Source organism: Paraburkholderia bryophila (assembly GCF_013409255.1).
In the GTDB taxonomy this organism is placed as follows: Bacteria; Pseudomonadota; Gammaproteobacteria; order Burkholderiales; family Burkholderiaceae; genus Paraburkholderia.
The window spans coordinates 3,098,627-3,124,127 of record NZ_JACCAS010000002.1 but is presented as its reverse complement, the minus strand read 5'-3'; the positions used below and the strand labels follow the sequence as shown (position 1 = coordinate 3,124,127).

At 63.8% G+C, this 25,501-nt stretch carries 21 protein-coding genes; 10 read left to right on the top strand and 11 right to left on the bottom strand.

Going from position 1 to position 25,501, the window contains the following annotated elements:
- Window positions 1-9 precede the first annotated feature (9 nt).
- Window positions 10-1,116, bottom strand: a complete 1,107-nt coding sequence (locus GGD40_RS34895) for an AI-2E family transporter (RefSeq protein WP_179746784.1) — start codon at window positions 1,114-1,116, stop codon at window positions 10-12.
- Window positions 1,117-1,494: 378 nt separating this feature from the next.
- Between GGD40_RS34895 and GGD40_RS34890 the strand changes: the two genes are divergently transcribed.
- The 6 genes from GGD40_RS34890 (at window position 1,495) to GGD40_RS34865 (ending at window position 7,764) form a co-directional block, all read left to right on the top strand.
- Entirely contained in the window at window positions 1,495-1,779 is a 285-nt protein-coding gene (locus tag GGD40_RS34890; protein WP_035563070.1) for a DUF3331 domain-containing protein, read from the top strand.
- A 234-nt stretch (window positions 1,780-2,013) separates the two neighbouring features.
- Window positions 2,014-4,584, top strand: coding sequence for an adenosylcobalamin-dependent ribonucleoside-diphosphate reductase (locus GGD40_RS34885; protein ID WP_179746783.1), 2,571 nt, complete (start codon window positions 2,014-2,016; stop codon window positions 4,582-4,584).
- Window positions 4,585-4,961: 377 nt separating this feature from the next.
- Window positions 4,962-5,555 (top strand): cytochrome b/b6 domain-containing protein, encoded by a 594-nt coding sequence (locus GGD40_RS34880; RefSeq protein ID WP_179746782.1) that lies wholly within the window; start codon window positions 4,962-4,964, stop codon window positions 5,553-5,555.
- A 2-nt stretch (window positions 5,556-5,557) separates the two neighbouring features.
- Window positions 5,558-6,349: a molybdopterin-dependent oxidoreductase gene (locus tag GGD40_RS34875; RefSeq protein ID WP_373565403.1), complete on the top strand. Its 792-nt coding sequence runs from the start codon at window positions 5,558-5,560 to the stop codon at window positions 6,347-6,349.
- A gap of 115 nt (window positions 6,350-6,464) precedes the next feature.
- Entirely contained in the window at window positions 6,465-7,079 is a 615-nt protein-coding gene (locus GGD40_RS34870; protein ID WP_035556710.1) for a DUF5666 domain-containing protein, read from the top strand.
- Between the two features lie 109 nt (window positions 7,080-7,188).
- Window positions 7,189-7,764 carry a DUF308 domain-containing protein gene (locus GGD40_RS34865; protein ID WP_179746780.1) on the top strand — a complete coding sequence of 192 codons (576 nt, stop codon included), beginning with the start codon at window positions 7,189-7,191 and terminating at the stop codon, window positions 7,762-7,764.
- A 9-nt stretch (window positions 7,765-7,773) separates the two neighbouring features.
- Here GGD40_RS34865 and GGD40_RS34860 read toward each other — a convergent pair whose 3' ends face one another.
- Window positions 7,774-9,651, bottom strand: a complete 1,878-nt coding sequence (locus tag GGD40_RS34860; protein WP_179746779.1) for a M24 family metallopeptidase — start codon at window positions 9,649-9,651, stop codon at window positions 7,774-7,776.
- Between the two features lie 409 nt (window positions 9,652-10,060).
- Here GGD40_RS34860 and GGD40_RS34855 point away from each other — a divergent pair, with 409 nt between their 5' ends.
- Window positions 10,061-10,774: a helix-turn-helix domain-containing protein gene (locus GGD40_RS34855; RefSeq protein ID WP_179713814.1), complete on the top strand. Its 714-nt coding sequence runs from the start codon at window positions 10,061-10,063 to the stop codon at window positions 10,772-10,774.
- A gap of 38 nt (window positions 10,775-10,812) precedes the next feature.
- Here GGD40_RS34855 and GGD40_RS34850 read toward each other — a convergent pair whose 3' ends face one another.
- The 4 genes from GGD40_RS34850 to GGD40_RS34835 all read right to left on the bottom strand — a co-directional run bounded on the left by GGD40_RS34850 (window position 10,813) and on the right by GGD40_RS34835 (window position 16,777).
- On the bottom strand, window positions 10,813-11,763 hold the full coding sequence (locus tag GGD40_RS34850) for a dimethyl sulfoxide reductase anchor subunit family protein (protein ID WP_179713815.1): 951 nt from the start codon (window positions 11,761-11,763) through the stop codon (window positions 10,813-10,815).
- 20 nt (window positions 11,764-11,783) lie between these two features.
- Complete coding sequence (locus tag GGD40_RS34845; protein WP_179746778.1) at window positions 11,784-12,557, bottom strand: 4Fe-4S dicluster domain-containing protein; 774 nt, start codon at window positions 12,555-12,557, stop codon at window positions 11,784-11,786.
- Between the two features lie 127 nt (window positions 12,558-12,684).
- Window positions 12,685-15,606: a molybdopterin-dependent oxidoreductase gene (locus GGD40_RS34840; protein ID WP_179746777.1), complete on the bottom strand. Its 2,922-nt coding sequence runs from the start codon at window positions 15,604-15,606 to the stop codon at window positions 12,685-12,687.
- Window positions 15,607-15,844: 238 nt separating this feature from the next.
- Window positions 15,845-16,777, bottom strand: a complete 933-nt coding sequence (locus GGD40_RS34835) for a 2-hydroxyacid dehydrogenase (RefSeq protein WP_179746776.1) — start codon at window positions 16,775-16,777, stop codon at window positions 15,845-15,847.
- 213 nt (window positions 16,778-16,990) lie between these two features.
- On the opposite strand from GGD40_RS34835, the gene GGD40_RS34830 reads away from it, so the two are divergent.
- Window positions 16,991-18,520 carry a sensor domain-containing diguanylate cyclase gene (locus GGD40_RS34830; protein WP_373565402.1) on the top strand — a complete coding sequence of 510 codons (1,530 nt, stop codon included), beginning with the start codon at window positions 16,991-16,993 and terminating at the stop codon, window positions 18,518-18,520.
- A gap of 23 nt (window positions 18,521-18,543) precedes the next feature.
- Here the strand turns inward: GGD40_RS34830 and GGD40_RS34825 are convergent, their stop codons facing one another.
- Window positions 18,544-19,800 (bottom strand): MFS transporter, encoded by a 1,257-nt coding sequence (locus GGD40_RS34825; protein ID WP_179746775.1) that lies wholly within the window; start codon window positions 19,798-19,800, stop codon window positions 18,544-18,546.
- A 9-nt stretch (window positions 19,801-19,809) separates the two neighbouring features.
- On the bottom strand, window positions 19,810-21,147 hold the full coding sequence (locus GGD40_RS34820; protein ID WP_179746774.1) for a glutathionylspermidine synthase family protein: 1,338 nt from the start codon (window positions 21,145-21,147) through the stop codon (window positions 19,810-19,812).
- A 402-nt stretch (window positions 21,148-21,549) separates the two neighbouring features.
- Here GGD40_RS34820 and GGD40_RS34815 point away from each other — a divergent pair, with 402 nt between their 5' ends.
- Window positions 21,550-22,272, top strand: a complete 723-nt coding sequence (locus GGD40_RS34815) for an autoinducer binding domain-containing protein (protein ID WP_179746773.1) — start codon at window positions 21,550-21,552, stop codon at window positions 22,270-22,272.
- Window positions 22,273-22,281: 9 nt separating this feature from the next.
- Window positions 22,282-22,860, top strand: a complete 579-nt coding sequence (locus tag GGD40_RS34810) for an acyl-homoserine-lactone synthase (protein ID WP_179713821.1) — start codon at window positions 22,282-22,284, stop codon at window positions 22,858-22,860.
- A 58-nt stretch (window positions 22,861-22,918) separates the two neighbouring features.
- On the opposite strand, the gene GGD40_RS34805 is transcribed toward GGD40_RS34810, so the two are convergent.
- From GGD40_RS34805 to GGD40_RS34795, 3 genes are all read right to left on the bottom strand, one after another.
- Window positions 22,919-23,242, bottom strand: coding sequence for a hypothetical protein (locus GGD40_RS34805; RefSeq protein ID WP_179746772.1), 324 nt, complete (start codon window positions 23,240-23,242; stop codon window positions 22,919-22,921).
- Window positions 23,243-23,409: 167 nt separating this feature from the next.
- Window positions 23,410-24,810, bottom strand: a complete 1,401-nt coding sequence (locus GGD40_RS34800; RefSeq protein ID WP_179746771.1) for a heavy metal sensor histidine kinase — start codon at window positions 24,808-24,810, stop codon at window positions 23,410-23,412.
- Window positions 24,807-25,478, bottom strand: a complete 672-nt coding sequence (locus tag GGD40_RS34795; protein ID WP_179713823.1) for a heavy metal response regulator transcription factor — start codon at window positions 25,476-25,478, stop codon at window positions 24,807-24,809. The genes GGD40_RS34800 and GGD40_RS34795 overlap by 4 nt, the downstream gene beginning before the upstream one ends.
- Window positions 25,479-25,501: the final 23 nt, after the last annotated feature.

Sequence of the window (25,501 nt, the reverse complement as noted above, 5' to 3'; positions counted from 1 at the left end):
CGCGTGCAACTATTGCACAAGGTCGGTCCACAACACCATCAAGACGGTCATCAACGCCGGGCCGATAAAAATGCCCAGCAGACCGAAGGTTTCCGCGCCGCCGAGAATGCCGAACAGCACGAGCAGGAACGGCAGGCGCGTCGAGTTGCCGATCAGCACAGGCCGGACGAAATGCTCGGCGACGAACACCACGACCGAGCCGAACACCGCGAGCCCGATGGCCGCCGCTACCGACCCTTGCGACAACAGCCACAACGCCGCGAGGCCGAACGTGAGCGGCGCGCAGAACGGCAGCATCGCGGCGATCGCGGTGATCAACGCGAGCAACGCGACATGCGGCAAGCCGGTCACCGCATAAGCCACGCCGAGCAACGCACCTTCACCGAGTCCCACCACCACCAGCCCCGACACGGTGCCGCGCACGGCCGTGGCCATGCGTTGCAGAAGCTGCGCGCCAGCCTCGCCGAAACCGCGCCGCATACCGGTGGAGAGCGACCCGGACAAACGCGGCCCTGCCTGAAAGATCACGAACAGCGTGACGAGCATGAACGCGAACACCATCACCGCATGCGCCGCGCGCGCGCCGAAATGGCGGCCGAGCGTCATCACGGTGGTGCTGTGCAAGCCCTTCATCGCCGCCGAATCGCGCAGCGGCTGCGCGAGGTTAGCTTGCCACCACGCGGAAACCTGTTGCACGCCGAACGGCAGGTGCTGAACGAAGTCCGGCAACGCAATGCCGTTTTCCTGCACGGTCTTGAACCAGTCGGTCATGTCGTGCGCCTCGCGTAACGCCTGCGCAATCCCGATGCCGACCGGCAGCACCACCAGCAACGCGATCGCGAGCGTCAACACCGTGGCGATCAACGTGGTGCGGCCACGGAACCAGCCGTGCCCTTCGATCTTGCGCAGCAGCGGCCACAGCGCGATTGCCAGCACGCTCGCCCAGGCCGCCACCGCGATGAAATCGCGCACGACCCACAACGCCAGCAGCACCAACCCGATGTACAGCACGAGCGACGCGGTCCGCTGCTTTTTCAGACGCTCGGGCGAGGTTGGCGATTCGGGTGGCGTGACGGATGGCGACTCAGGTGGCGTGACAGGCGGGCGTGAATTCATGTGATCTCTGGTGGTTTTATCAAAGCGTGGAAGCGCGACCCAAGGCAACTTTCCTCAAGTGCGCGCGAGCCGACCGGAAAAAACCAGAACCGCTAAACTGGCATGCCACGGTCGCTCATCGATAACGACATCTTAAAGGAAGCGCCGTCGGCCTTAACGGGCGGGACTCTCGTCGCGCTACGAACAACACTGCGTTGCAAAAATCCGCCTTATCTCTAAATTGCCGTCATCAGGCCCGTAAAACCCCGCCGTGGCGGGCACAGGTGAATGTCAAGTTTCATTGTTGCTAATTCGAGAACAGTGTTTCAACTCGGACACAATGGCTATCTAGCCCGCGCAGGACTACATTCGGCACACCACAATACGGAGCCGATGATGATGACCTTAGAGTCCATCCCCCTTGACGGTACCAACGGCGTGCGCATCGAAATTCTCGAACGCTCCGATACGACGCTGGTGATCCGATGGGTCGAACCGGGGAAATGTCATTATGGCGAGCAGCGCTGGCGCCGCCGGTCGGCGCACACGTCCGGCACCTGCGCGGTGTCGCGCCGCAAGATCCGCCGCGGCGACGCGGTGTTCAAACCGGCCGAGCGGCCGGCGCCCGCGAATGCGTCGGCAATGATTTGCGCCGAACTGCTGGGTGAATTCGCCGAAGCCTGAAGTTTTTCCGTTTTCCGGTGGCCCCGCCACAAGACCCGCCGCATAGCGCCTCCCTCAGGCGCCACGTGTCATCCCGCGATGCAAAACCCCTTCCGATTGCGACCCCTCGCGCGCTGAGCTAAGGTGCAGGAGATTGCGCCCCGTCACCGCGCCGGCTTCGCTGTCCGGCTACCGTGACTCTCGCGTTTCCACCCAGCGCGCCGCGTGTCTCGCGGCGTCGTCCGAGGGCATACCATGGCAGAAGACACGCCGGACACCCGCACCGCATCGGCCGCCCCGGCCCCGCTCGTCGCACCGCAACAGTTCTCCGTCGACGTCCTGCTTGAAAAATACGCGAAAGGCGACGAGCAATCGGTCGACGACGTGTTCCAGCGCGTCGCCCACGGCGTCGCCCAGGCCGAGCCGGAAGCGCTACGTGAATCCGTAGAAGCGCGCTTCGTCGACAATCTGCGGCACGGTGCGCTCGGCGCGGGCCGCATCATGAGCGCGGCCGGCACCGGCATCGCCGCCACGCTGATCAACTGCTTCGTGCAGCCGGTCGGCGACGCGATTCAGGGCGTCGACGAACAAGGCCTGCCCGGCATCTACGTCGCGTTGCTGCAAGCGGCCGAAACCATGCGCCGCGGCGGCGGCGTCGGCTACAACTTCTCGGCGATCCGCCCCAAGGGCGCGCGGGTTCACAGCACCAGTTCATCGGCGTCCGGACCGTGCAGCTATATGGACGTGTTCGACGCGTCGTGCCGCACCGTCGAAAGCGCGGGTTCGCGGCGCGGCGCGCAGATGGCGGTGCTCGACTGCGACCACCCCGACCTGCTCGAATTCATCGAGGCCAAGCATTCGAAAGGCCGCTGGAACAACTTCAACGTCTCGGTCGGCGTCACCGACGCCTTCATGCGGGCCGTCGAAGCCGATCAGCCCTGGCAGCTCGTGCATCGCGGCGAGCCGTCGCCGGCGCTACGCGCGGCCAACGACATGCGGCAGCGCGACGACGGCCTGTGGGTGTACAGCGAACGCCCGGCGCGCGCGATCTGGGAGCGCATCATGCGCTCCACCTACGACGTCGCCGAACCGGGCATCGTATTCATCTCGCGGATGAACGAGGACAACAATCTGCGCGCGGTCGAAACCATCCGCGCGACCAATCCGTGCGGCGAACAGCCGTTGCCTGCGTACGGCTGCTGCAACCTCGGGCCGCTCAACCTGACGCGCTTCGTGATCGAACCGTTCGCGCAGATGAAAGGCGGCACGCCGTCGTTCGACTGGGACGGCCTCGCCCAACGCACCCGCACGCAAGTGCGCTTTCTCGACGACGTGCTCGACGTCACGCTGTGGCCGCTGCCGCAGCAATACGACGAGTCGCACGCGAAGCGGCGCATCGGCGTCGGCTTCACCGGGCTCGGCGACACGCTCGTGATGCTCGGCCTGCGCTACAACTCGCAGGCCGGCCGCGACTTCGCGGTGCGGATCGCGCGGCTGATGCGCGACGAAGCGTATCGCGCATCGGTGGAGTTGGCGCGCGAGCGCGGCGCGTTTCCGCTGTTCGACGCCGGCCGCTATCTGGAAGCGGGCACCTTCGCGTCGCGTCTGCCCGACGACCTGAAGGCGGCGATTCGCCGCGACGGCATTCGCAACAGCCATCTGCTCTCGATCGCGCCGACCGGCACGGTGAGCCTCGCGTTCGCGGACAACGCGTCGAACGGCATCGAGCCGGCCTTCTCGTGGACCTACACGCGCATGAAGGTGATGGCCGACGGCGGCCGCGAATCGTTCGACGTCGAAGACTACGCATACCGGCTATATCGCGAGCTGGGCGGCGATGTCGGCAAGCTGCCGGAGTACTTCGTCAGCGCGCTGGAGATGTCGGCGCGCGACCATCTCGACATGATGGCGGCCGTGCAACCGTATGTGGACACATCGATCTCGAAGACGGTCAACGTCCCCGCCGACTATCCGTTCGACGCGTTCGAAAGCCTCTATTTCGACGCCTGGAAAAACGGCCTCAAGGGCCTCGCCACGTATCGCCCGAACGAGACGCTCGGCGCGGTGCTCAGCGTGAGCCCGCCGCCGGCGCAAGCGGAGGACTCGCTGGCCGACAACGATCAGGATCCGCTGCGAATCGCGATCGACCATCGGCCCAAAGGCGAACTGCCGGCGATCATCGAGAAGGTCGAATATCTGACCCAGGCCGGCAAGAAGTCGCTGTATGTGGCGGTGTCGTTTATCGAAGTCACGGGGCGGCTGGGCGGCGAAGAGGTCAGCATCGAGCGTCCTATCGAGTTCTTTATTCCGACCGGTCAGCGCGACGAATCGCAGCAATGGATCACGGCGACCATGCGCTCGTTGTCGCTGGCCGCACGCGGCGGGTTCGTCGCGCGCAATCTGCAGGACATGCGCAAGGTGTCGTGGGATCGCGGGCAGGTGCGGCTCGGCGACGTGCAGCGGCTCGACGGTCATCGCACGCCACGCTGGCACGATTCGGAAGTGGCCGCGCTCGCGTTCGCGATCCAGCAGATTCTGCACCGACGCGGCTTTCTCGACGCCGAGGGCAATCAGGTGCCGTCGCGTAGGCTGGCGCGTTTGCCGCGCGGGCAGATGAAGGCGGAAACGGCGTTGTCGGCGGACTTCGGCATCCGGCCGACTCCGGACGATGGCGATGACGCCGCCACGTCGGCGCAGGCCGGCGGCGTGCTCGGACTGCAGACCATGCTCGGACGCAAATGCGGGTCGTGCGGCGCGAATGCGGTGATTCGCAAGGACGGCTGCGACTTTTGCACGGCGTGCGGCGAGGTCGGCGCATGCGGGTGAAAGCGGGCCATGCGGCCGCGCGCCATTCGAAGTTGACGGCAGCGGCCGCGCAATGCTGCGTGACGCATCGCGCGGTTGTTGCGCGGTAGTTATCAGATAAAACGACCGGCAGCGCTGATCCCAGTCAGCGCAAGCCGATCGCCGAAGCCCTGCGGCACGCCAGTGACGCAGCGGGCGCAACAAACCGAAACCCCACCTCACCACCTCCCTACCCCGGGGATCGGTCATTCGACCGATGGCGTCAACCTGCGCCGGATGCGATTCTCACACCGAACCGAAGCCCATCGATCGAGTCGCCCGAGACGGCCTCCTTCCTGCGCCAACACGCCAACACGCCGTCACGCCGTCACGCCGACAACCCGATGCCCAATGCTCCCATGAACAGCACGCTTGCCCACCCCGCTTACGTCCGCATTTTTCACTGGTTCAATGCCGCCGCAGTGATTGCGATGTGCATGAGCGGCTGGCAGATCTATAACGCGTCGCCTATTTTCCCGAGCCTCAGGTTTCCCGCCGCCATCACGCTGGGCAGTTGGCTAGGCGGTGCGCTGCTCTGGCACTTCGCGATCATGTGGATCCTCGTCATTAACTTTGTTGCGTATCTGGGGCTGAGCATCGCGACGGGACGCCTGCGCACGAAGCTGTTTCCGGTCACGCTTCGCGCCGTCGGCTCGGATCTGCTTGCCGCCATGCGAGGCAAGCTGGCGCACGCTGATCCGACCCAGTACAACGCCGTCCAGAAGTTGGCTTACCTTGCCGTGCTTGCCGACATCGCACTTGTCGTTCTGTCGGGTCTGACGGTATGGAAACCCGTGCAATTCCCGCTTCTGCGCACGCTGATGGGGGGCTTCGATAACGCGCGCGTCGTCCATTTTGTCGCCATGAGTGGACTCGTTGGATTTCTGATCGTGCACGTAACCATGGTCGCCCTAGTTCCACGTTCCTTGCTGACGATCATTCGAGGCCGCTAAAGATGAACTCCCCAAAACGCGGCGCTATGCCCGCTCCGGCATATCGACCCGACGCGGCTTCCATCGTCAAGGATGCACGAGGTGAACTTCAATCCTTCGCACGACGCTTGCTGGGTAAAAGAATCCTCACGCTCGGCGGTTTGATGCTGCTGTCGGGTTGCGACCTGAAGACCGACAAATCGGTCGAGACGATGTTACGCAGAGTCTCCGCCTTCAACGACGACGCCCAGGCACGCCTGTTCGACCCGCGCGAGCTCGCGCCGACTTACCCCGAGTCGATGATCACGCAGCCGTTTCCATTCAATGCGTACTACGACATCGATCAGGTGCCGGTCGTCGATCCTCAGGCCTATCGTCTCGAGTTGAAAGGACGGGTCAAAGGCAAAGCCCGCTGGACGCTCGCCGAACTGCGCGCGTTGCCGCAACAAAGCCAGGTCACCCGGCACATCTGCATTGAAGGCTGGAGCGCCATAGGGAAATGGGGCGGCGTGCGATTTTCCGATTTCCTCGCGCTGGTCGAAGCGGATACGACGGCGAAGTATGTCGCCTTGCATTGCGCCGACGACTACTGGACCAGCATCGACATGCCCACGGCACTGCATCCCCAGACCCAGCTCACGTTGACCTACGACGGCAACATTCTGCCCGCGCGGTACGGCTTCCCGATGAAGCTTCGGATGCCGACCAAGCTCGGCTACAAGAACCCGAAACACATCGTGGCGATCACGATCACCAACGAGTTTCCCGGCGGATATTGGGAAAACCAGGGGTACAACTGGTTCGGAGGTTCCTGAGCCGGCGCCGCAAGTTTTCACTCACGCCAAGCTTCAACATCAAGATTCAACGTCAAGCCTCAAGTTCCAGCTTCAACTTCAAGTTTCACACCACTACTGCACATACGGAGCATTCATGTCGATTCGCCTCAAACTCGCTATTTCCACCCTGGCGCTGACGCTCGCCGGAACGGCCTTCGCTCAATCGTCCACCGACAAGCCCGAACGGATCCGAGGCGCGATCGAGTCGTTCTCGGGCAACACGCTGCAGGTACACCGCCGCAGCGGCGACACCGTCACGATCCAGATGAAGGACTCGACGCACCTGAACGCCGTGAAGGCCGTCCAGCTTTCGGACATCAAACCCGGCTCATACGTCGGCGCTGCGGCAACGCCCGGACCGGACGGCAAGCTGGTCGCCAAGGAGGTGCTGGTGTTCCCCGAAGCCGCGCGCGGTACGGGAGAGGGACACTATGCCTGGGACCTCGGCGCCAACACGTCGATGACAAACGCCAACGTCGACACCGTGGTGCAAGGCACCAGCGGCCGCGATCTGAAACTGTCGTACAAGGGCGGCACCAACGTCATCAACGTGCCGGCCAACGCGCCGGTCGTCACGCTCATTCCCGCAACGCGCGACGATCTGAAGGCAGGCAAGCAGGTCTTCGTGGTGGCGATTCATGGGAAAGACGGCGCTTACGACGGTAACTTCGTCGTCGTCGAAAAGGACGGCGTCGCGCCCCCGATGTAAGTCATGCGGCCGACGCACGCTGCGCGGGCAACCGCCTGGCGTTGTCGGCCGACCAGGCGCCCAGAATCTATCGACGACTCCGGTCGTCGACAATCCAGAAGGAGTTGCAATGAACGATCGCCGCACCGATCCCACACGTGCTCGCGAAGAACGGTGGCTCACGCAGTATTACTTCATTCGGGCAGCGTTTTCCGTTGCCTGGGTCGCGCTTGCTTTCTCCCTCGGACAGCATTCCCCGGAGGCCGGCGCCGCGCTGCTGGTCGTCTATCCGGCATGGGATGCGCTGGCTAATTACATCGACATGTCGCGCACGGGCGGAATGGCCGAAAGCCGTACTCAGGCAATCAATGTCGTCATCAGTATCCTGACGACGACCGCGGTGGTCGTTGCCTTGAGCGTCGACATGAGCTGGGTACTGGGCGTGTTTGGCATTTGGGCGATACTGGCCGGGCTGCTTCAACTCGGCACGGCAGCGCGCCGCTGGAAACAATTCGGCGCGCAGTGGGCCATGATTTTGAGCGGCGCGCAGTCGGCGATCGCAGGCACGTTCTTTATCGTGCAAGCCCACACGGCCACGCCGCCGGTTATCTCCCGAGTGGCGGCGTACGCGGCGGTGGGCGCGATCTATTTTCTGGTGTCCGCGCTGTGGCTGTCCGTCGGCCAGATGCGACGCAAGGCCGCCTGAAAGACTGGCCTACAGCAACGGGCACGCCGTGACACTCGTGCCGCGCTCGGCACACAGCCGCTCGTAGTCACGCAGATAGTCCCGCTCGCTTTCGTCGAGCAGATCGAGGTCGATCAGATCCCAGTCGTAACCCACGGCCACGATATTCTCGAATTCCATCTTGCCGGCTTGCGTGGCGCTCGGATGAATGATCACGATGTTCTCGATCCGGACGCCGCCCTTGCCCGCCAGATAGATGCCCGGTTCGACCGAAATCACCGCGCCGGGCACGAGACCGTACGTCGCCCCCGGCGCGAAGCGCACGCCGCTTTCATGAACGTGAATGCCGACGCCGTGCCCGGTGCCGTGCCCGAAATCGTAGCCGTGCTGCTGACAGACCGCGCGCACGGTGGCGTCGACTTCCGCGCCGGTCGTGTCGGCGGGAAACTGCGTGACCAGACCTTTGATGCACGCCTTCAACGCGACCGTGTAGATCTCTTTCTGCCACGGTCGCGCCCGGGTCTGCGGATCGGTTTTGCGCAATACCACGCGCGTGCAATCGGTCGCGAAACCGCTTTCGTAGTACGCGCCGCTATCCAGCAGCACCAACTCGCCTTCCTGCAGATCGACCTCGGCGCTGGCCGCCGAGTAATGCGCCGACGCGCTGTTCGCGCCGTTCGCCGCAATCGACGTGAACGACAGCCCGACGGCGCCACGCGCGCCATAAGCGTCGTTGATCGTGCGCGCGAGATCGTATTCCGAGCGGCGTTGTCCATCGCCCGACTTGGTCCAGCGCATGGTCTCGGCAATCGCCGCCGAACTGCGCGCGAACGCGTCGCGGAACTGGTCCAGCACCTCGGGCGTCTTGCCGACCCGCATCGATTCGACCGGGCTGAAATCCGTATGCGCGGCCGTCGGCCAGATACGGCGCACCGCGTCAGGCAACGCGCAATTGACCGCCTCGGCGCTGTAGCACACCTGCTGAACCTCGAACTCGCCCAACACCCGCGCCAGTTCGTCCGTATCGCGACGGACCACCCGCAACGACGGATACGAGCGCAGTTCCACCGGACACTCATCGCATCCTTCCGGCAGGAACAGCACGGCCTGCTCGCCGATCACGAACAGAAAACCGAGATGCGACGACGCATTAGGAAGGTGATAGCCGCGACTGTTCAGCAGAAAGCTGATGTCGTCCGCCACGCAGGTCAGGAAGCAGGTTGTCGGCTGCGCTTCACCTGGTTGCACGTTATCTGGCTGCGCTTCCCCTAGCCGCGCGTGAACGCGCTGATTCAGCGTTGCGATGTTTTGCGCGACGCTCGATCCGGTCACCGACTCCGGCAACTCGAAGATCGGCCGATCCACTTTCCAGCCGGGCAAATCGATCGCGCTGTCCACTTCCCGGCCGGTCAGGCTGGTCCACGTGAGACTCGTCTGCGCGGTCGCTTCGAGCATGCCTTCGCGTTGCGCGACGCTCATCCGCAGCGCGTCGTAGCCCACGGCGTTGACGCGCGCCGAATGCGCGATCAGCCAGTCGGCGATGGCCTTCCACATCGGCACGCCCAACGCCAGCTTCTGCACCTGCACCCGTTGCGGATCGCATTGCTGATCGGCCTGCAGATGGTAGCGGCCATCGACGAACAACAGGAATTGCGGCAGGCCGAGTTCGAGCGCGACCGCTTCCGACAAAAACACGCCGTTGCCGGTCGAACCGTTGAACGCGGACAGCGCATAACGCGGGTCGTTACAGCGCGGCAAATATTCGCTGACGAACTCGTCCTGCGAGTTGACCAGCAGCGCATCGAGGCCGCGCTGCTGCATGAGTCGCGAGAGCCCGGCGTGCGTATCGGCGACGCTGGCGTTATAGGGCGCGAGGCTGGAGAAGCTGTATTTCAGTCGATCTATCATCGGATGCCCATGTTTTGTTTATCGATCAGGCGCACGCAACGGCCGGGACCGCTTTTCAAAATTACCTTGAGCTAAAAATTGCGTCAAGCTTAAATTTTACTCCTACTAAAATTCGCAAACGAACCTGGGAATAAGCGAAAGGAAGCGGAAAGGCGCGCCCATGCTGGAATTCAGGCAATGTCACGCGTTGCGGTTAAGGTGAAATTGCGCTGCCGCCCCGCCTGGCAGGCGGTTGAAAAGCGCCCCACCGCTGGCATCGTCGGACGAAACGGCGAATTCGGCGCGCTACAATGCCGCCTGCATTGTCGACCGGACGGTTGTGTTTCGAGCGATTTCCCGGAACGTGAAACGCCGGCGACGCCGCGACATTTTCCGCATGCTTTGTCTATCGCCGCTTTGAAGGAGCTTCATGGATTCCGACATCATGCACATCGGCCAGCGCATTCGCCGCTTGCGCCGGGAAGCCAGAATGACGCTTCTGGAAGTGGCGTCGGCAGCGAACCTGTCGATCGGCTTCATGTCGCAGGTCGAGCGCAATCTGACGGGGATTTCGATTTCGTCGCTCGTCAATGTCGCCAAGGCGCTGAACGTGCCGCTCGGGGTGCTGGTCGATCAACCGCGTCAGGAGCAGCCGGATTCGCATCAGGGCGCCCGCGAGTCCTATTCGCTCGACGACACCCAGCAGCGCTACGAACGACTCTCCACCACCTTCAACGGCAGTCTGCTGAACGCCGTCAAGGTGCAGTTGCTGGAGGGATACCGCTCCGAATGGGTCGCGCATGGCGGCGACGAGTTCGTCTATGTGCTCTCGGGCCAGGTAAGCTATGCGGTCGGCAAGAAAGAATATCTGCTGGCTTCAGGCGACTCGCTGCATTTCGACGCACAGCAGCAGCATCGCGTGACCAACCTCGGCGACGGTGTCGCGGAGTTGATTTCGGTCGGCACGCTTCAGTTATTCGACGACGACCATTCGGTATTCGTGTCGCTGGCCAATAGTACGAGTACGAAACCGGTCCGGGCGGCCAAGAAGGCAAACGTGCCGGCCGCGCCAGGTGCTGCGGAATCTACCGCCGCGAAGACCGTGGCTGCGCCGCGCCGTCGAACAGCGCGCGCCGGCAAGTAAACACGTCGCAAAGCTAGCTTGTCTGCGCGACTCCCCGCTCACCCCACCCGCGCGTAGTACAGATTCTGCGGATGCTTCGCTTCGGCGAAGAAAAACCAGCGTTCCGCGACCAGCCCCGCGTACTGCACGAGACACGCGGCGGCCAGCAAGCTCAGCGACCCACCGATCGAACGCAAGCTCGCCCCCAATGCGATCAACACGACCGGCGCGACGAACGCTGTCGCCAGAAAACCCCATTTGATTCCGCGCAACGTGCCGGCCGATTTGCCGTGGAAAAACTCACGCAGATTGAACGCGCCGGCGGTGAAGCCGCGCGACACCTGCACCAGCTTCGGATTGTGAATGCCCGTAGCGCTCTGCACGGTCGACTTCGGCCGCAAACGCGCATTGCGCACCAGCGACGCCGAGCGGCTCGCACAACCGGCCAGCGTCAGCACGCAGGCGCACAACGCTAGGCCGCCGGTCGGCGCAGGCACGAACCACGCACTCAACGCGGTAGCCAGCGTGAAGCCGGACGCGCAACCGAGCAACGCAAAGTTGACCAGCGTGAGCGGCGTGGCCCACTCCTGCAGAAAGCGCAGACACGCGTAAATCATCGCCGTGCAGACGAACAGCGCGGCGCTCGCCAGCACGCCGAGCCAGCCGAGCGCGAGCGACCACGGCGAGCCCAGCCAATGTGCGACGCCGTAGAAAAACACGCAGGCGAGAAACGCCGGCAGGCACAAACATTCGCGCGACAGCCACGACGTGCGCCACATCGCGATCGCGCGCCATGCGCGCTCCGGATGCCCCAGATGGAAAAACGACGCGATCAGCCCGAGCCCGCCCAGGATCACCGACACGCCCGCGCCGGTGACATAGAACGCCGCGCCGGGCGACGCGATCAGCCCCAGTTGCGCGGCGCTCTCCACGCCGACGAGCGCGATCAGCAGCCCTTGAGCCGCGCCGCTCAAGGTGGTGAGGAAGACGACAGAGAAAGCCGGATTCATCGCGAGGTCCCCTTCGTTATTTAAATGCGCGTCGCTATCGACGCGAGATGCAATTCACCGCGCTCGAGTTGCGCATCGAGCGAGGCAGGCGCACCGGTCGCATCCGCCGCGTCCGTCGCGTCCGTCGCCGAGCCCGTGGATTTGCACGAGCACGCGCCGCTGCCGCAGCCGGCGGCCTCGGTCGGCACGCGCGGCAAATAGTGATTCGCGGGCCGCGTGTTCCACTCGGGCATCAACTGATAGCCGCCGCGTTCCTCGATCGCCTTCGACACCACCGACTCCGGGTCGTGAATATCGCCGAACAGTCGCGCGGAGGTCGGGCAAGCGAGCACACAAGCCGGCTGACGATCGCGCTCGGAGAGGTTCTCATCGTGAATCCGGTCGACGCACAGCGTGCACTTGGTCATTTCCTTGCGCGATTCGTCGAGTTCGCGCGCGCCGTACGGACACGCCCACGCGCAGTACTTGCAGCCGATACAGCGGTCGAAGTCCACCAGCACGAGCCCGTCTTCCTTACGCTTATAGCTCGCACCGGTCGGACAGACCGGCACGCACGGCGGGTCCTCGCAGTGCAGGCACGACTTCGGAAAATGGATCGTTTCGGCGTTCGGAAAGCTGCCCGCCTCGAAGCTCTGGACCCGGTTGAAGAAGGTGCCGGACGGGTCCGAGTCGTACGGATTCAGATCGGCGAGACTGCCCGATTCGCCCGACGTGTTCCACTCCTTGCAACTCGTCACGCAAGCGTGGCAACCCACGCAGACGTTCAGGTCGATCACCAATGCCATCTGTGTCATCAAAGGCTCCTTCGCTGCTTGTCTTCCGCCGCTTGTCTTCCGCCGCTCGCCGGTCTGCTTCCGCGCTCCTCGCCTGCAGCGCGGATTATTTGCGGCCGATCACTTACGTCCGATCACTTACGTCAGATTACTTACGTCCGTTTGCGCCGCGCAATCGCGCGGCGAACTCCCCGCGTCCCGCGAAATACGTCTGCACGATGCGTGAAATCACGCCGTTGGAACCCGGCAACGACGGCATCGCCGCGAATTGCGGCAACGTGTGACTCGCATCCGCTTCCGCCGGATAAAGCCGCACCCGCACGTCGTACCACGCGGCCTGCCCTGTTATGGGATCCGAGTTCGAGAAGCGCGCGGCCGTGTCGTCGCCGGCCGGCAATTCATCGGTAATCAGGTGATTGAGCAGGAAGCCGCGCTGCGATTCGTTCGCGTCAGCAGAAAGATTCCACGCGCCCGCCGCCTTGCCGATGGCGTTCCACGTCCACACGGTGCCCGGCTCGACCGTTTCGCTAAAGCGCGCCATGCAGCGCACGCGGCCCCACTGCGATTCGGCGTAGATCCAGCTACCGTCGGCAATGCCGTTTTCGACGGCCATCAGCGGATTCATATACAGATAGTTCTCGCCATGAATCTGCCGCAGCCAGGCGTTCTGCGAATCCCACGAGTGGTACATCGCCATGGGACGCTGAGTCACGGCGGCCAGTGGGAAACGTTCGAGGTCCGTCGCGGCGCTTTCCAGCGGCGCATACCAGAACGGCAGCGGATCGAAATACGTTTCGACGCGCGCGCGCAGATGGTCCGGCGGTTGCCGGCCGCTCGTGCGGCCCTGGGCGGCGAGCCGGAATTTCTGCATCACGTCGGAGTAAAGCTGGATCAGGATCGGCTCGTTGAATTTGCGGAAGCCCTTCTTCACCGCCCAGTCGAGATACGGCCCATTGCAGTTGCGCATGTACTGCAGGTCTTCGGGCAAGCGGTAATGGAACACGCAGTTGTTCTTTGCGTATTGCTCCCATTGGTTCGGATTGGGCTCGCCCACTAGCGCCTTGTCGCCGTCCTTGCCGCGCCAGCCGATCAGAAAGCCGACGCCGGACTCCGGCGCGGTCGTGAAATTGACCACGAAGTCGGGATAGTCGCGAAACCGCCGCGTTCCGTCGGCGCTCGTGAAGGCCGGAAATTTCAGGCGTGAAGCGAGTTCGATCAGCACTTCCTGGAACGGTTTGCACTCGCCGGTCGGCGGTACGACCGGCACGCGCACCGAATCCACCGGACCATCGAATTCGGAGATCGGCCGGTCGAGCATCGACATCGCGTCGTGGCGTTCCAGATACGTGGTGTCCGGCAGGATCAGATCGGCGAACGCGGTCATCTCCGACTGGAACGCATCGCACACCACCAGAAACGGAATCTTGTACTCGCCGTCCGCGTGCTTGTCGACCAGCATCTCGCGCACTTTCATCGTATTCATCGACGAATTCCACGCCATGTTGGCCATGAAAATCATCAGCGTATCGATCGGATACGGGTCGCCGCGCCACGCGTTGGTGATCACGCTATGCATCAGGCCATGCACGGCGAGCGGGTATTCCCACGAGAAGGCCTTGTCGATCCGCACCGGGCCACCCTGCTCGTCGATAAACAGATCTTCGGGCGCGGCCGGCCAGCCGAGTGGGCCCGTGGCGAGCGGCGTATTCGGCTTGACGGCGTCGGGACTATTCGGCGGTTTCGCGGACGGCGGCACCGCGCGCGGAAACGGCGACTTGTGGCGAAAGCCGCCGGGCCGGTCGATCGTGCCGAGCAGCGACATCAGCACGGCCAGCGCGCGGATCGACTGGAAACCGTTCGAATGCGCCGCGAGGCCGCGCATGGCGTGAAAAGCGACCGGATTGCCGGTGACCGTTTCGTGCGTTTCGCCCCAGGCGTCGGTCCAGCGGATCGGCAGTGTGATGCGATGGTCGCGGCTCACCTGGACCATCTCAGCGGCGAGGCGGCGGATAGTGTCCGCCGCGACGCCCGTGATACCGGCGGCCCATTCGGGCGTGCAAGCGGCCACGCGTTCGCGCAGCAAGGCGAACGACGGCGTGACCGGCGTGCCGTCCTCGAGCGTGTAGCGGCCGTCGAGCGCGGGCGTCACGCCCGGTGCGTGATGCGGCACCGCGCGCGCGGCAGCGGCGTCCCACCACAGATGATTCTGCGGAAACAGCGGATTGCCGGCCGGCCGTTGCGGATCGCGCACGAACAGGCCGAAGTTGGCGCTGCTTTCGTCGAGGTCGACGAGTTCGGCCGCGTTGGTGTAGCGCTGCACGAACTCGTGATCCCAGGCGTCGGCGGCGATCAGTTCGTGCAGGAACGCCATGAACAGCGCGCCGTCGGTGCCGGGTTTGATCGGCACCCATTCGTCGGCGATCGCGGCGTAGCCGGTGCGGATCGGATTGATCGCGATAAAGCGTCCGCCCGCGCGCTTGAACTTCGAAAGCGCGATCTTGAGCGGATTCGAATGATGGTCTTCGGCGGTGCCGATCATGAAGAACAGCTTCGCGCTGTCCAGATCCGGCCCGCCGAATTCCCAGAACGAGCCGCCGATCGTATAGATCATGCCGGCCGCCATGTTGGACGAGCAGAAGCCGCCGTGCGCCGCGTAATTGGGCGTGCCGAACTGCTTGGCGAACAGGCCGGTCAGCGCCTGCATCTGGTCGCGGCCGGTGAACAGCGCGAATTTCTTCGGATCGGTGGCGCGAATCGCGCCGAGGCGCTTTTCGAGGACGTCGAACGCGTGTTCCCACGTGACCGGCTCGAACTGCGCGCTGCCCCGCTCCGCGCCAGGCTTGCGCATCAGCGGCTGGGTCAGGCGCGCGGGGGAATACTGCTTCATGATGCCCGAGGCACCCTTCGCGCAGATCACACCCTGGTTGAGCGGATGTTCGGGATTGCCGTCGATATAGCGCACCTCGCCTTCGCGCAGATGCACGCGGATACCGCAGCGGCACGCGCACATGTAGCAGGTGGTGGTCTTGATCTCGAGCCGTTCGTCCTGCGTGCGGGCGTGGTGTTCCATGCGGGGCCTCCGTCGCGGCTTCGGATGATCGAAGCACTGATGATCCAACATCGACCATCCTATGCGCCGCGGCCCCGCAAGGGAAATCGCTATTCGTGAGAGAAACTATCCGCGGCGCCGATAGTTTCGGTTTGGCTTTCAGTAATGCGACCGGGATTGTCGGATCGGCTTCAGAGGGGTTTCGAGCCGATTGTCGGATCGGCTTCGAACGGCTTCGGCCTGGTTTCAGAGATCCGCGTCATATCGGCGTCAGCACCGGCTCGCCCGCAAAATGCCGTTTGGCATTGCTCAGGAAATTCTCGACCGAAGCCGTGATCGCTTCCGGCGAACGGCCGCCCACGTGCGGCGTCAGCACCACGTTGCGCAACGCCAGCAACGCCTCGGGCGGATGCGGCTCGCCTTCGTAGACGTCGAGCGCCGCGCCGGCAATCGTCCCCGCGTTCAGCGCCTGCGCGAGCGCCGCCGTGTCGAGCACGCTGCCGCGCGACACATTGACCACGAAGCCCTGCGGACCCAGCGCGTCGAGCACCTTCGCGTCGATCAGATGACGTGTGCCCGCTCCGCCGGGCGTCGCCACCACCAGAAAATCGCTCCACTGCGCGAGCGCCGTCACACTGTCGAAGTAACGCAGCGGTGAGCCTTCGCGCGGCGTGCGGTTGTGATAACCGACCTCCATGTCGAAGCCGCCGCCCCGGCGCGCGACCTTCGCGCCGATATTGCCGAGACCGACAATGCCGAGCCGCTTGCCGGAGACGTTCGGGCGCATGGGCAGCGTGTCGCGCCAGACGCCCACGCGGGTCGCCTGGTCGAGTTGCGGCACGTCGCGCACCACCGCGAGCAGCAGCGCGAACGCATGATCGGCCACGCAATGATCGTTGGTGCCCGCGCCGTTCACGACCACGATCCCGCGCGAACGGGCGTGGTCGACCGCCAGGTTTTCGTACCCCGCACCCAGCGCGCTGAGCAATTCGAGTTGCGGCATCTGGTCGATTTCCGAGGCGTTCAGGCCGGTCGTGCCGTTGGTCAGCACCGCGCGAAACGCCGCGCCGCGCGCGGCGATCGCTGCGGCGCGCTGGGCGCTGTCGGGGGCGTGGACGGCGTCGAACGCCGCGTCGATACTGGCGCGGCTTGGGTCGTTCAAGTGAATCAGAACCAGCAGGGATGGCTTCATGACAGGACGTTTTTAACCGGGTTGGCGGACGGAATCGACAGCGGATCAGTGTAGCAAGGCGCTAAAAGACGCGCAGGCAAGCGCCGGCGCCTGAAGACGGTCCGCCCCGCTGGGCTGGCGATCAGGCTGCGCAAAATCGATGCCGCCTACGTGTTTGTTTTACCCGATGCCTATCCGTCTTAGAATAGCGGCTACTCCGCCCCCGAGAATCCCATGCTGGATATGCTCCCGCACGACCCCGCCTCCGCCTCCGCCGCCCGGCAAATCAGCCGCCCCGAAGCAACGCCCCGCGCGGCATCGGGCGACGATTCCGAAATGTTCGAACTCGCGCCGGTCTCGCTCTGGCTCGAAGACTTCAGCGGCGTGCGCGCGCTGTTCGACGCGTGGCGAGCCGAAGGCGTCACGGATCTGCGCGCGCATTTCGCCGCGGACCCGAGCCGGGTCGCCGACTGCGCGCACAGCATCCGCGTGATCAAGGTCAATCAGAAGACGCTGACGCAGTTCGAAGCCGCCGATTTCGACGCGCTCACCAGCAATCTCGCCGCGGTGTTCCGCGACGACATGCTCAAGACCCATCTCGAAGAGCTGTGCCAGTTGTGGGCGGGGCATTCGCAATTCACGAGCCACACGGTCAACTACACGCTCGGCGGCCGCCGTCTCGACGTGCTGCTCAAGGGCGCCGTGCTGCCGGGCCACGAAGCGAATTGGGACCGCGTGCTGGTGTCGGTCGAGGACATCACGGAACTGGAAGGCGCCCGGCATCGCATGACGCTCGCCGAACAATACGTGCGCGGGCTGTTCGAGCATTCGCCGGTGTCGCTGTGGGTGGAGGACTTCAGCGCGGTCAAACGCCTGCTCGACGACGCGCGGGCGGCCGGCATCAGCGATTTTCGCGTGTTCACCGACGTGCACCCCGAGTTCGTCGAGCGCTGCATGCAGGAAATCCATGTGCTCGACGTGAACCAGCACACGCTCGACATGTTCGCCGCGAAAGACAAACCCACGCTGCTGGCGCGTCTCGCCGACGTATTCCGCGACGACATGCGGCCGCATTTCCGCGAGCAGTTGATCGACCTGTGGGACAACAAGCTATTCCAGCAGCGCGAGGTGCTCAACTATTCGCTCGACGGCAGCGAGGTGCATGTGCATCTGCAATTCTCCGTGCTGCCGGGACACGAGAAAAACTGGGATCTGGTGCTGGTGGCGCTGACCGACATCACGGCGCGCAAGAAGGCCGAAGCCTACCTGGAATTCCTCGGCAAGCACGACGTGCTGACCAAGCTGCGCAACCGTTCGTTCTATGTCGACGAGTTGAACCGGTTGGAGCGTAAAGGTCCGTGGCCGGTGACCATCATCATGGCCGACCTGAACGGCCTCAAACGCGTCAACGACCAGCTCGGCCATGCCGCCGGCGACGCGCTGTTGCGGCGCGCCGGCGAAGTGCTCGCCAAGGCGATGGATATACCGTTTCACGCCGCGCGAATTGGCGGCGACGAATTCGCGGTGCTGATGCCGGACACCGACGAACGCGGCGGCGCGGCGATGGTCGAGGCGATCCGCCAACTGGTGGAGATGAACAACCAGTTTTATCCCGGCGCGCCGCTGAGCTTTTCGATGGGCGCCGCGACCTGCCAGCGGGGCGACCGGCTCGAAGCGGGCGTGCAGCGCGCGGATCTGCTGATGTACGAGGAAAAACGCGCGCATTACCAGAACCAGCAGGAAGCGGGAACGCTGGGCGAGTGACGCAGGGTGGCGCGATGGCGCGTTCAGCGCGACCGCGCCAGGCGGCGAACCGCCCGTCGAACCCGGACGCTCGCCATGAAACAGACCGCCACACACAGCAAGCCGCCGACTCCCAGCGCCACGCGCAGTCCGCCAAGCGGTGCAGCCGCCCCGAGCCACAACGCGCTCAACGCCGGTCCACCGCGAAAAATCACCCCATACGATCCCAGCACGCGCCCGCGCAGGTGCTCCGGCACCGACTGGTGAATCAACGTCTGCGCGCCGATGCCGGTCACGACGACCGAAAAGCCCATCGCGAAGAAAAGCGCTAACGCGAGCCGGAAATCGCGCGTCAGCGCCAATGCCAACGCGCAGAGCGACGCCGCCAGCACGTGGCGCCCGATCAGGGTCGCCACGCATCGCGCGCCGTCGCGGCCGCAGAACCACACGCCGCCCGCTAGCGCCCCGGCGCCCGCCGCGGCAACCAGCGACGCGAAGCCACGCGGCCCCTGCCGCAGCAGTTGTTCGCTAATGGCCGGCGCCAGCTCCGGAATGCCGCGAATGCACACGGCCGACGCCGCCGTGATCACGAAAACACCCCTTAAATACGCGACCGACGCGAGGTAGCGAAAGCCGTCCAATGCGTCGCCGAACCACCGGGCGGAAGGCGCCATGGCGGCAGGCATCGGCGCAGCCGGCATGCGCATCAGCACGACGATGAAGACAGCGTAGCTGAGCGCATTCAACCCAAACAGCGCCGCCGTGCCGAACTCGAGCAGCATGGCGCCCGCGACCGCAGGTCCGGCGAAACGCGCGAGATTGAAGCACAGCGAATTGATCGCCACCGCCGACGCAAGCTGCGGCTTCGGCACGAGGCTCGATACCCAGGCCATCCGCGCGGGCTGGCACAACGCATTCGCGGTCCCCGAGATCGACGTCGTCACCAGCAACCAGGCGAGCGACTGGACACCGCCTAGCAACAGACCGCTCTGCAGGAGGGCCATGGCCATCGCGACGCATTGGCAGTAAAGCACGACCTTGCGCCGGTCGCAGCGGTCCGCCATCACCCCCGCGAGCGGCGCGAACAGTAGCGTGGGGAACAGATCGGCAAACGCCACGATACCGAGCCAGACGCTCGAATGGCTGACCTCCCACGCCAGCCAGCCCGCGCCGACCCGCTGCAACCATGTTCCGATCAGCGACACGCCGTTGCCGCACGTAAAGCGCCGGAAGTCCCGGCAGGCAAGCGCGTCGAAGCGCTTGCCCTGCCGCGTGAGCCAGCGTGACGGAAAAAGTCCCACTCGCCCGGATCAGCGCGTGGCGCGCAGCGAACTCAGCACCGCCATCTTGCGGCCCTCCTGCGCGATGTTGACTTTGCGCGCCCGGCTGACGCGCGATCCATAGCCGGCAATGTCGCCGCTGGCAATCGTCACCACGAGATCCCGGAAGCACGTCTCGCCTTCGACCTCGCATTCCGAGTCGACGTAGCGCTGCACGACGTAGCCCGAAGAAGACGTTTGCATGATCAGGTCCGTCCACGTGGCCGCGTCGTAGTCGCGCCCGACGTGCACCGCCGCGCCGCGCGTGCCGTACGGATGCTTGATGACGAAGTCGTCTTGATTGTTGAGCAGGTCCGCGCGGCTGACGCCGTCGCCGAGCTTGCGGCTCAGCGGCACGAGCGCATGAATCGCCGCGCGCTCGGCGTCGTCGAACAGATAGGCGAAGCGTGGGTCCGACATGACGGCGATACAGAGTTTGTTGTCGCCGATCCAGCGCCCCGCCAGCGACGATGGGATCACCAGACGCCCTTCCACGACGCTTCGGCAAAAGCGGTCCCATTGCCCGATGTCCTGAAGAGTCCGCTGTACGCCGTATTTCAGGTAGCCAAGTCGAAACGAGGAGTTCGCGTCCTCGAACAGTTGTTCCGGGCTCAGCATGGCGGCGCGCAGGCCGCGTGCCTCCAGCCGCTTCTTCAGGTGGGGCAATTCAAGCATATTGCCGCCCGCGGGATGCAGCAGCGCGATACCTTCGATCGCTTCCATGCCGCGCGCGTCGGCCAGCGCCAAAAGCCAGTTGACGACCCAATCTTCCCGTTCGAAGACCGACGGGGCGCCGCCCCACGATTCGATCAACTCCGCGGACCACGGCGCCTGCCGCCAATAGCGGTTGATCATGCCGGCGTACACGATGCCGCCCGGCGCGTTCGCATTGAATTCGATGATTTTCAACTGCGCCAGGCTGCGCCCCATCAGATCGAAACGGCACAGATCGATCCGGTTGTTCGACGGCTGCGCGTCTTCCTTTATCCAGCGGTTCAGCGGCTTCGGAATGTCGAGAAAGTGCTGGAGATTCTTGTCGGTCCGGTACGTCGCGACGATCTTCTGCAATGCGTCGAACACCGTTTTTATCTGCGCCGACAGAATTTCTTCTGCCGCGGCGTGAAGCGAGCAAAACCCCGGCATGACCGGATAAGCACGCGACTGATTACCTTCGAAGCTCATCGACAACTGGTCCTCGCTCGCGCGTTCCTGTACGTAGGCATAGGCCCGATTCAGTTCAGCCTTCGATTGATCCCGTCCCAGCGTGATCCAGTCTTTCTCGGGATCAAAAACAGGAAAATCGCTATTTCCTGAGAACGATTCAAGCATTGCAGACTCCTTTGTTTGAAATGCGCCAGATATCCAGGACAACGACATCGGCGCGCGGATGACAACCCGTCCCGACCGATCTGCTTGCATAAACAATTACATGAACCTGCTCCTGAGAAAGCTCCCATCTCTGGTAGGGTCGATCGCAGAATCGGCTGTGGCTGCCGCCGAAAATTCCGGTTCTTTAATTCACCATGCCGCGCGCGAGCGCGCCCTTATGTCGCGCTCCAGAAATAGGCAGGAAACGCCGCTTTGTCCGACAACCCCTATTCGCCTTTACGATGCGCAATCGTGCATGCGAATCGTTAGCGCCAGTCGGCTTCATGTCACGTTCTCCAGTCAAGAGTCCGAACTAATTCTCATGCGTTCTGTCTGTAAACACATTTGAAAGCGGAGCTAGCGATGTGCCCTGACCCCTCCGGATGGTGGAACGATCTCTTCTTCAAACTGCAGAACTGCGAGCAGATCGACCACGCGCTCACCGTGCTGTCGCGTGCCTCACAAAACCTCGGGTTTGCGTATTGCGCGTTCGGCTACCACAATCGCCCTCCTTTTCATTTCAGGAACGTCGTGATCAAGAGCTCCTATCCCGCGCCGTGGGTGTCGCGCTACCTCGATCAGCACTATCTGGAGATCGATCCGATCGCGAGACTCGACGTCAGGGACCTGACGCCCACCGTCTGGAACGACGACCTGTTCAGCGACGCCAAACCCTTATGGGACGAAGCCCGCTCCGCGGGACTGCGAGTCGGCATCTCCCAGCCTTGCTGGGACGCGCGGGGACGGTGCGGCGTCTTCTCCCTCGCGCGCGATTACCCGGCTCTCGGTTGCCACGAGATAGAAACGCTGCGGCCGTACCTTGCCGCACTCAGCCATTTGTCGATGACGTGTGTCGGCACCATTGCCGACAGACAGCGGGACGACACAACCGAAATCAACCTCACCCGGCGTGAAATTGAAATCCTTCGCTGGACCGCCGACGGCGGGTCCGCCAAAAGCATCTCCAACGCGCTCGACATCTCGGCCGATACCGTGAACTTTCACCTGAAGAACTGCATGAGAAAACTCAACGCGTCATCCAAGGTCGCGGCCGCCGCTTATGCGATTGCCTGCGGTTATCTTTAGAGAGCGGACATGGAGGAAATTGCGATCGTCACGATGGACAATCTGAGCCCCGTCGCCAGACGGCAGCTTGGCCGGTATCGGCGTGCGGTATTCGTCGAGCACATGAAGTGGGATTTACCGTCGGCCGGAAAACCGGGTACGGAAGAGTGGGACGAATTCGACCGGAACGACACCACCCATGTCATTGGGTACACCGAAACCCGGCAGATCTGCGGCTACACACGCCTGCTGCCCACCACGCGGCCTTATCTGCTGGCTGAAGTGTTTCCCGATCTGATGTCCGAACCGCTGGCCGGCGATCCTCGCATATGGGAAATGTCACGGTTCACCACGTTGCACGACAACGTGGCGATCGACCTGCAGCGAATGCGTCAACTCCTGCGGATCGTTTTTCAATACGCGATATGTCTGGAAATCCAACGCCTGATCGGCGTCGCCCCGGTCAGTATGACGCGGCTCTACCGCCGGCTAGGGTTGGAGCTGCGCGCCATGGGCCCAGTGGCCCCGGCGCGCGGAGATCGTCTGGCGGCATTTTCTCTCGATGTGGACCGGGCCGGATTGACGCTGCTGTGCGATCGATCGGCCTGATCCTCTCAACACAACGCGATGAACGACCTGGAACTTGGCCAACGCGATACCGCACGCCTCAGCCTCGCTCCGCGCGGACCGCGTGGCCGTAAGTACTCTCGATACGCCGATCCTGTTCCTGCGCCGAAAAGTGCTCCCATTCGAGGCCGTTCACATCGACGCTCTTCGTGAAGCCCTCGGCCGCGTCGTCCTCAAAGCCGATGTGGCGCAATTGACCTGCTTTTTCCGGCGTCAGGTTGATCGAGAAGTTGAGCAGATCGGTGCGCCACATTGCGTACTGACCGGACACCACGGCGGTGGGCGCTTGCCCGAGACGCAGACTGTAGTCGGCAATCGAGGCGTCAAGGTCGGCGACCGCAAGGGCTATGTGGAACCGCTTCATGGTGTTCTCTCCGGATAGTGGGGGAATGGGCCACACCATCGTATCGAGAGCGGAAAGCGGTAACCAGTTGCGCAATCATCCCGGTATCGACGTTACCCGTCATGTGCTGAATTACGCGCGCGCGTTCGCTCTCCCGCTCTCCCGTTCGCGCGTTGGCCCGTTCGCGATCAGGCACGCGGAAAGCGCAATTCGAAGCGCACCACGCCGGGCGCCGGACAGGCCGCCTGCACGGCGCCGCCATGCAGATGCATGATCGCCTTGACGATGGCGAGCCCCAGCCCGCTCGATTCGGTGAATTCGCTGCGCGCCGCATCCGCCCGGTAGAAACGGTCGAACAGCCGGTGCAACTGATCGTCCGGAATCGGCGCACCGTCGTTCTCCACCACTACGGTCGCGCCCGTTTCGTCGTTCGCGCCGCTTAACCGCACCACCGTGTTGGGCGCCCCATATCTCACCGCATTCACGACCAGATTGTTGATCGCGCGACGGCATAGCATCGGATCGGCGGAGACCGATCCGGTCGCCTCGATCGTGAAGCGCATGCCGCGCTCGTCGGCGAGACCTTCGAAATAGTCCGCGATTCGGACGAGTTCCTCGCGCAGGTCGACCGTTTCCCGATCGACCGACAACGCCGCATGATCCGCGTGCGCCAGAAACAGGATGTTCTCGGCAATGTGGCTGAGGCGGTCCAGCTCTTCCAGATTCGATTCGAGCACCTGCTGATACTCGTCGGGCTCGCGGGGTTTCGCGAGCGTGACCTGGGTCTGGCCGATCAGCGCGCCGATCGGCGTGCGGATCTCATGCGCCAGATCGGCGGAAAACTGCGACAACCGCTGATATCCGTCCGCGAGACGGTCGAGCATGGCGTTGAACGCGTGCGTGAGTTGGCGCAACTCGACCGGCGCGGCTTCGCTGTCGAGTCGCACCGCGAGGCTCGCCGGACTGATCTGCGCGGCGCGCGTGGCGATCTCGCGCACCGGCCGCAACGCGCGGCGCAATACGCAGTAAGCGAGCAGCGTGGCGGCGAGCATGCCGCACAGCGTGGCCAGCAGGATGCGGTTGCGATACGCTGCGAGCATGCGCACTTCCTGGGTCATCGGATGCGCGGCGATCACTTCGACTTCGGCGCCGTCCTCGCGCGCCTTGGCCGTTGCGATCGCCCAATGCACCGGCACGCCGTCCGCCAGCACGGTGCGGCGAATCTCGGCGAAGGTCGGCAGGCGGCCCGCCGGGCCGGCCTGCAACGGCGGTACCGCAATGCCGGCCGGATTGACGTCGATAAACGGCGTCTCGTTGGGCCGGCGAAACAGCAGCACGTCCGCCTCTCCGCCCAACATGGTTTCGAACAGCAGCGGGCGCTCCTTCAATTCGCTGACGGAATACATATCCTGAACGATCCGGCTGAAGTGCTCGACACGACCGGTCAGCACGACGTCGGCGCGGCGCTCCAGCGATACTTCGGCGGAGTGATAGAAATACGCGCCGAGCGTGCCGATCACCACGCAGGCAATCGATGCGAACAGCACCGTGGTGCGCGCCGTCAGCGAACGCTCGGCCCACCAGTTCATGAGCCGTCGCCGAACGTGTAGCCGATGCTGCGCACCGTGTGGATCAGCTTCTTTTCGAACGGGTGATCGACCTTGGCGCGCAGCCGTTTGATGGCTACGTCCACCACATTCGTATCGCTGTCGAAATTCATATCCCACACTTCAGAGGCGATCTGCGTGCGCGACAGCGCTTCGCCCTGACGCCGCACCAGCAGGTGCAACAGCATGAATTCCTTATTGGTCAGCGCAATCTCCACGCCTTCGCGCGTCACCTTGCGACGCAGCACGTCGAGCTTGAGGTCGGCGATCTCGAACACGTCGCTCTCGCGGATCACGCCGCGCCGCAGCAGCGTGCGAATGCGCAGCACGAGTTCGGTGAACGAAAACGGCTTGACCAGGTAGTCGTCCGCGCCGAGTTCGAGACCGCGAATACGATCGCTGACATGGTCGCGCGCGGTCAGGAAGATCACCGGCAGATCGCGCCGCGCCCGCAGCGTGCGCATGATTTCCCAACCGTCGATGCCCGGCAGCATCACGTCCAGCACCACCAGCTCATACGTCTGTTCGAGCGCCATGTGCAGGCCGTCCGTGCCGGTGCGGGCGAGATCGACCGCATAGCCGCTCTCGCGCAAACCCTTCTTCAGGTAGTCGCCGGTTTTCGGATCGTCTTCAATGACGAGAATGCTCATGGGGCTGACGCGCGCTGGAACGC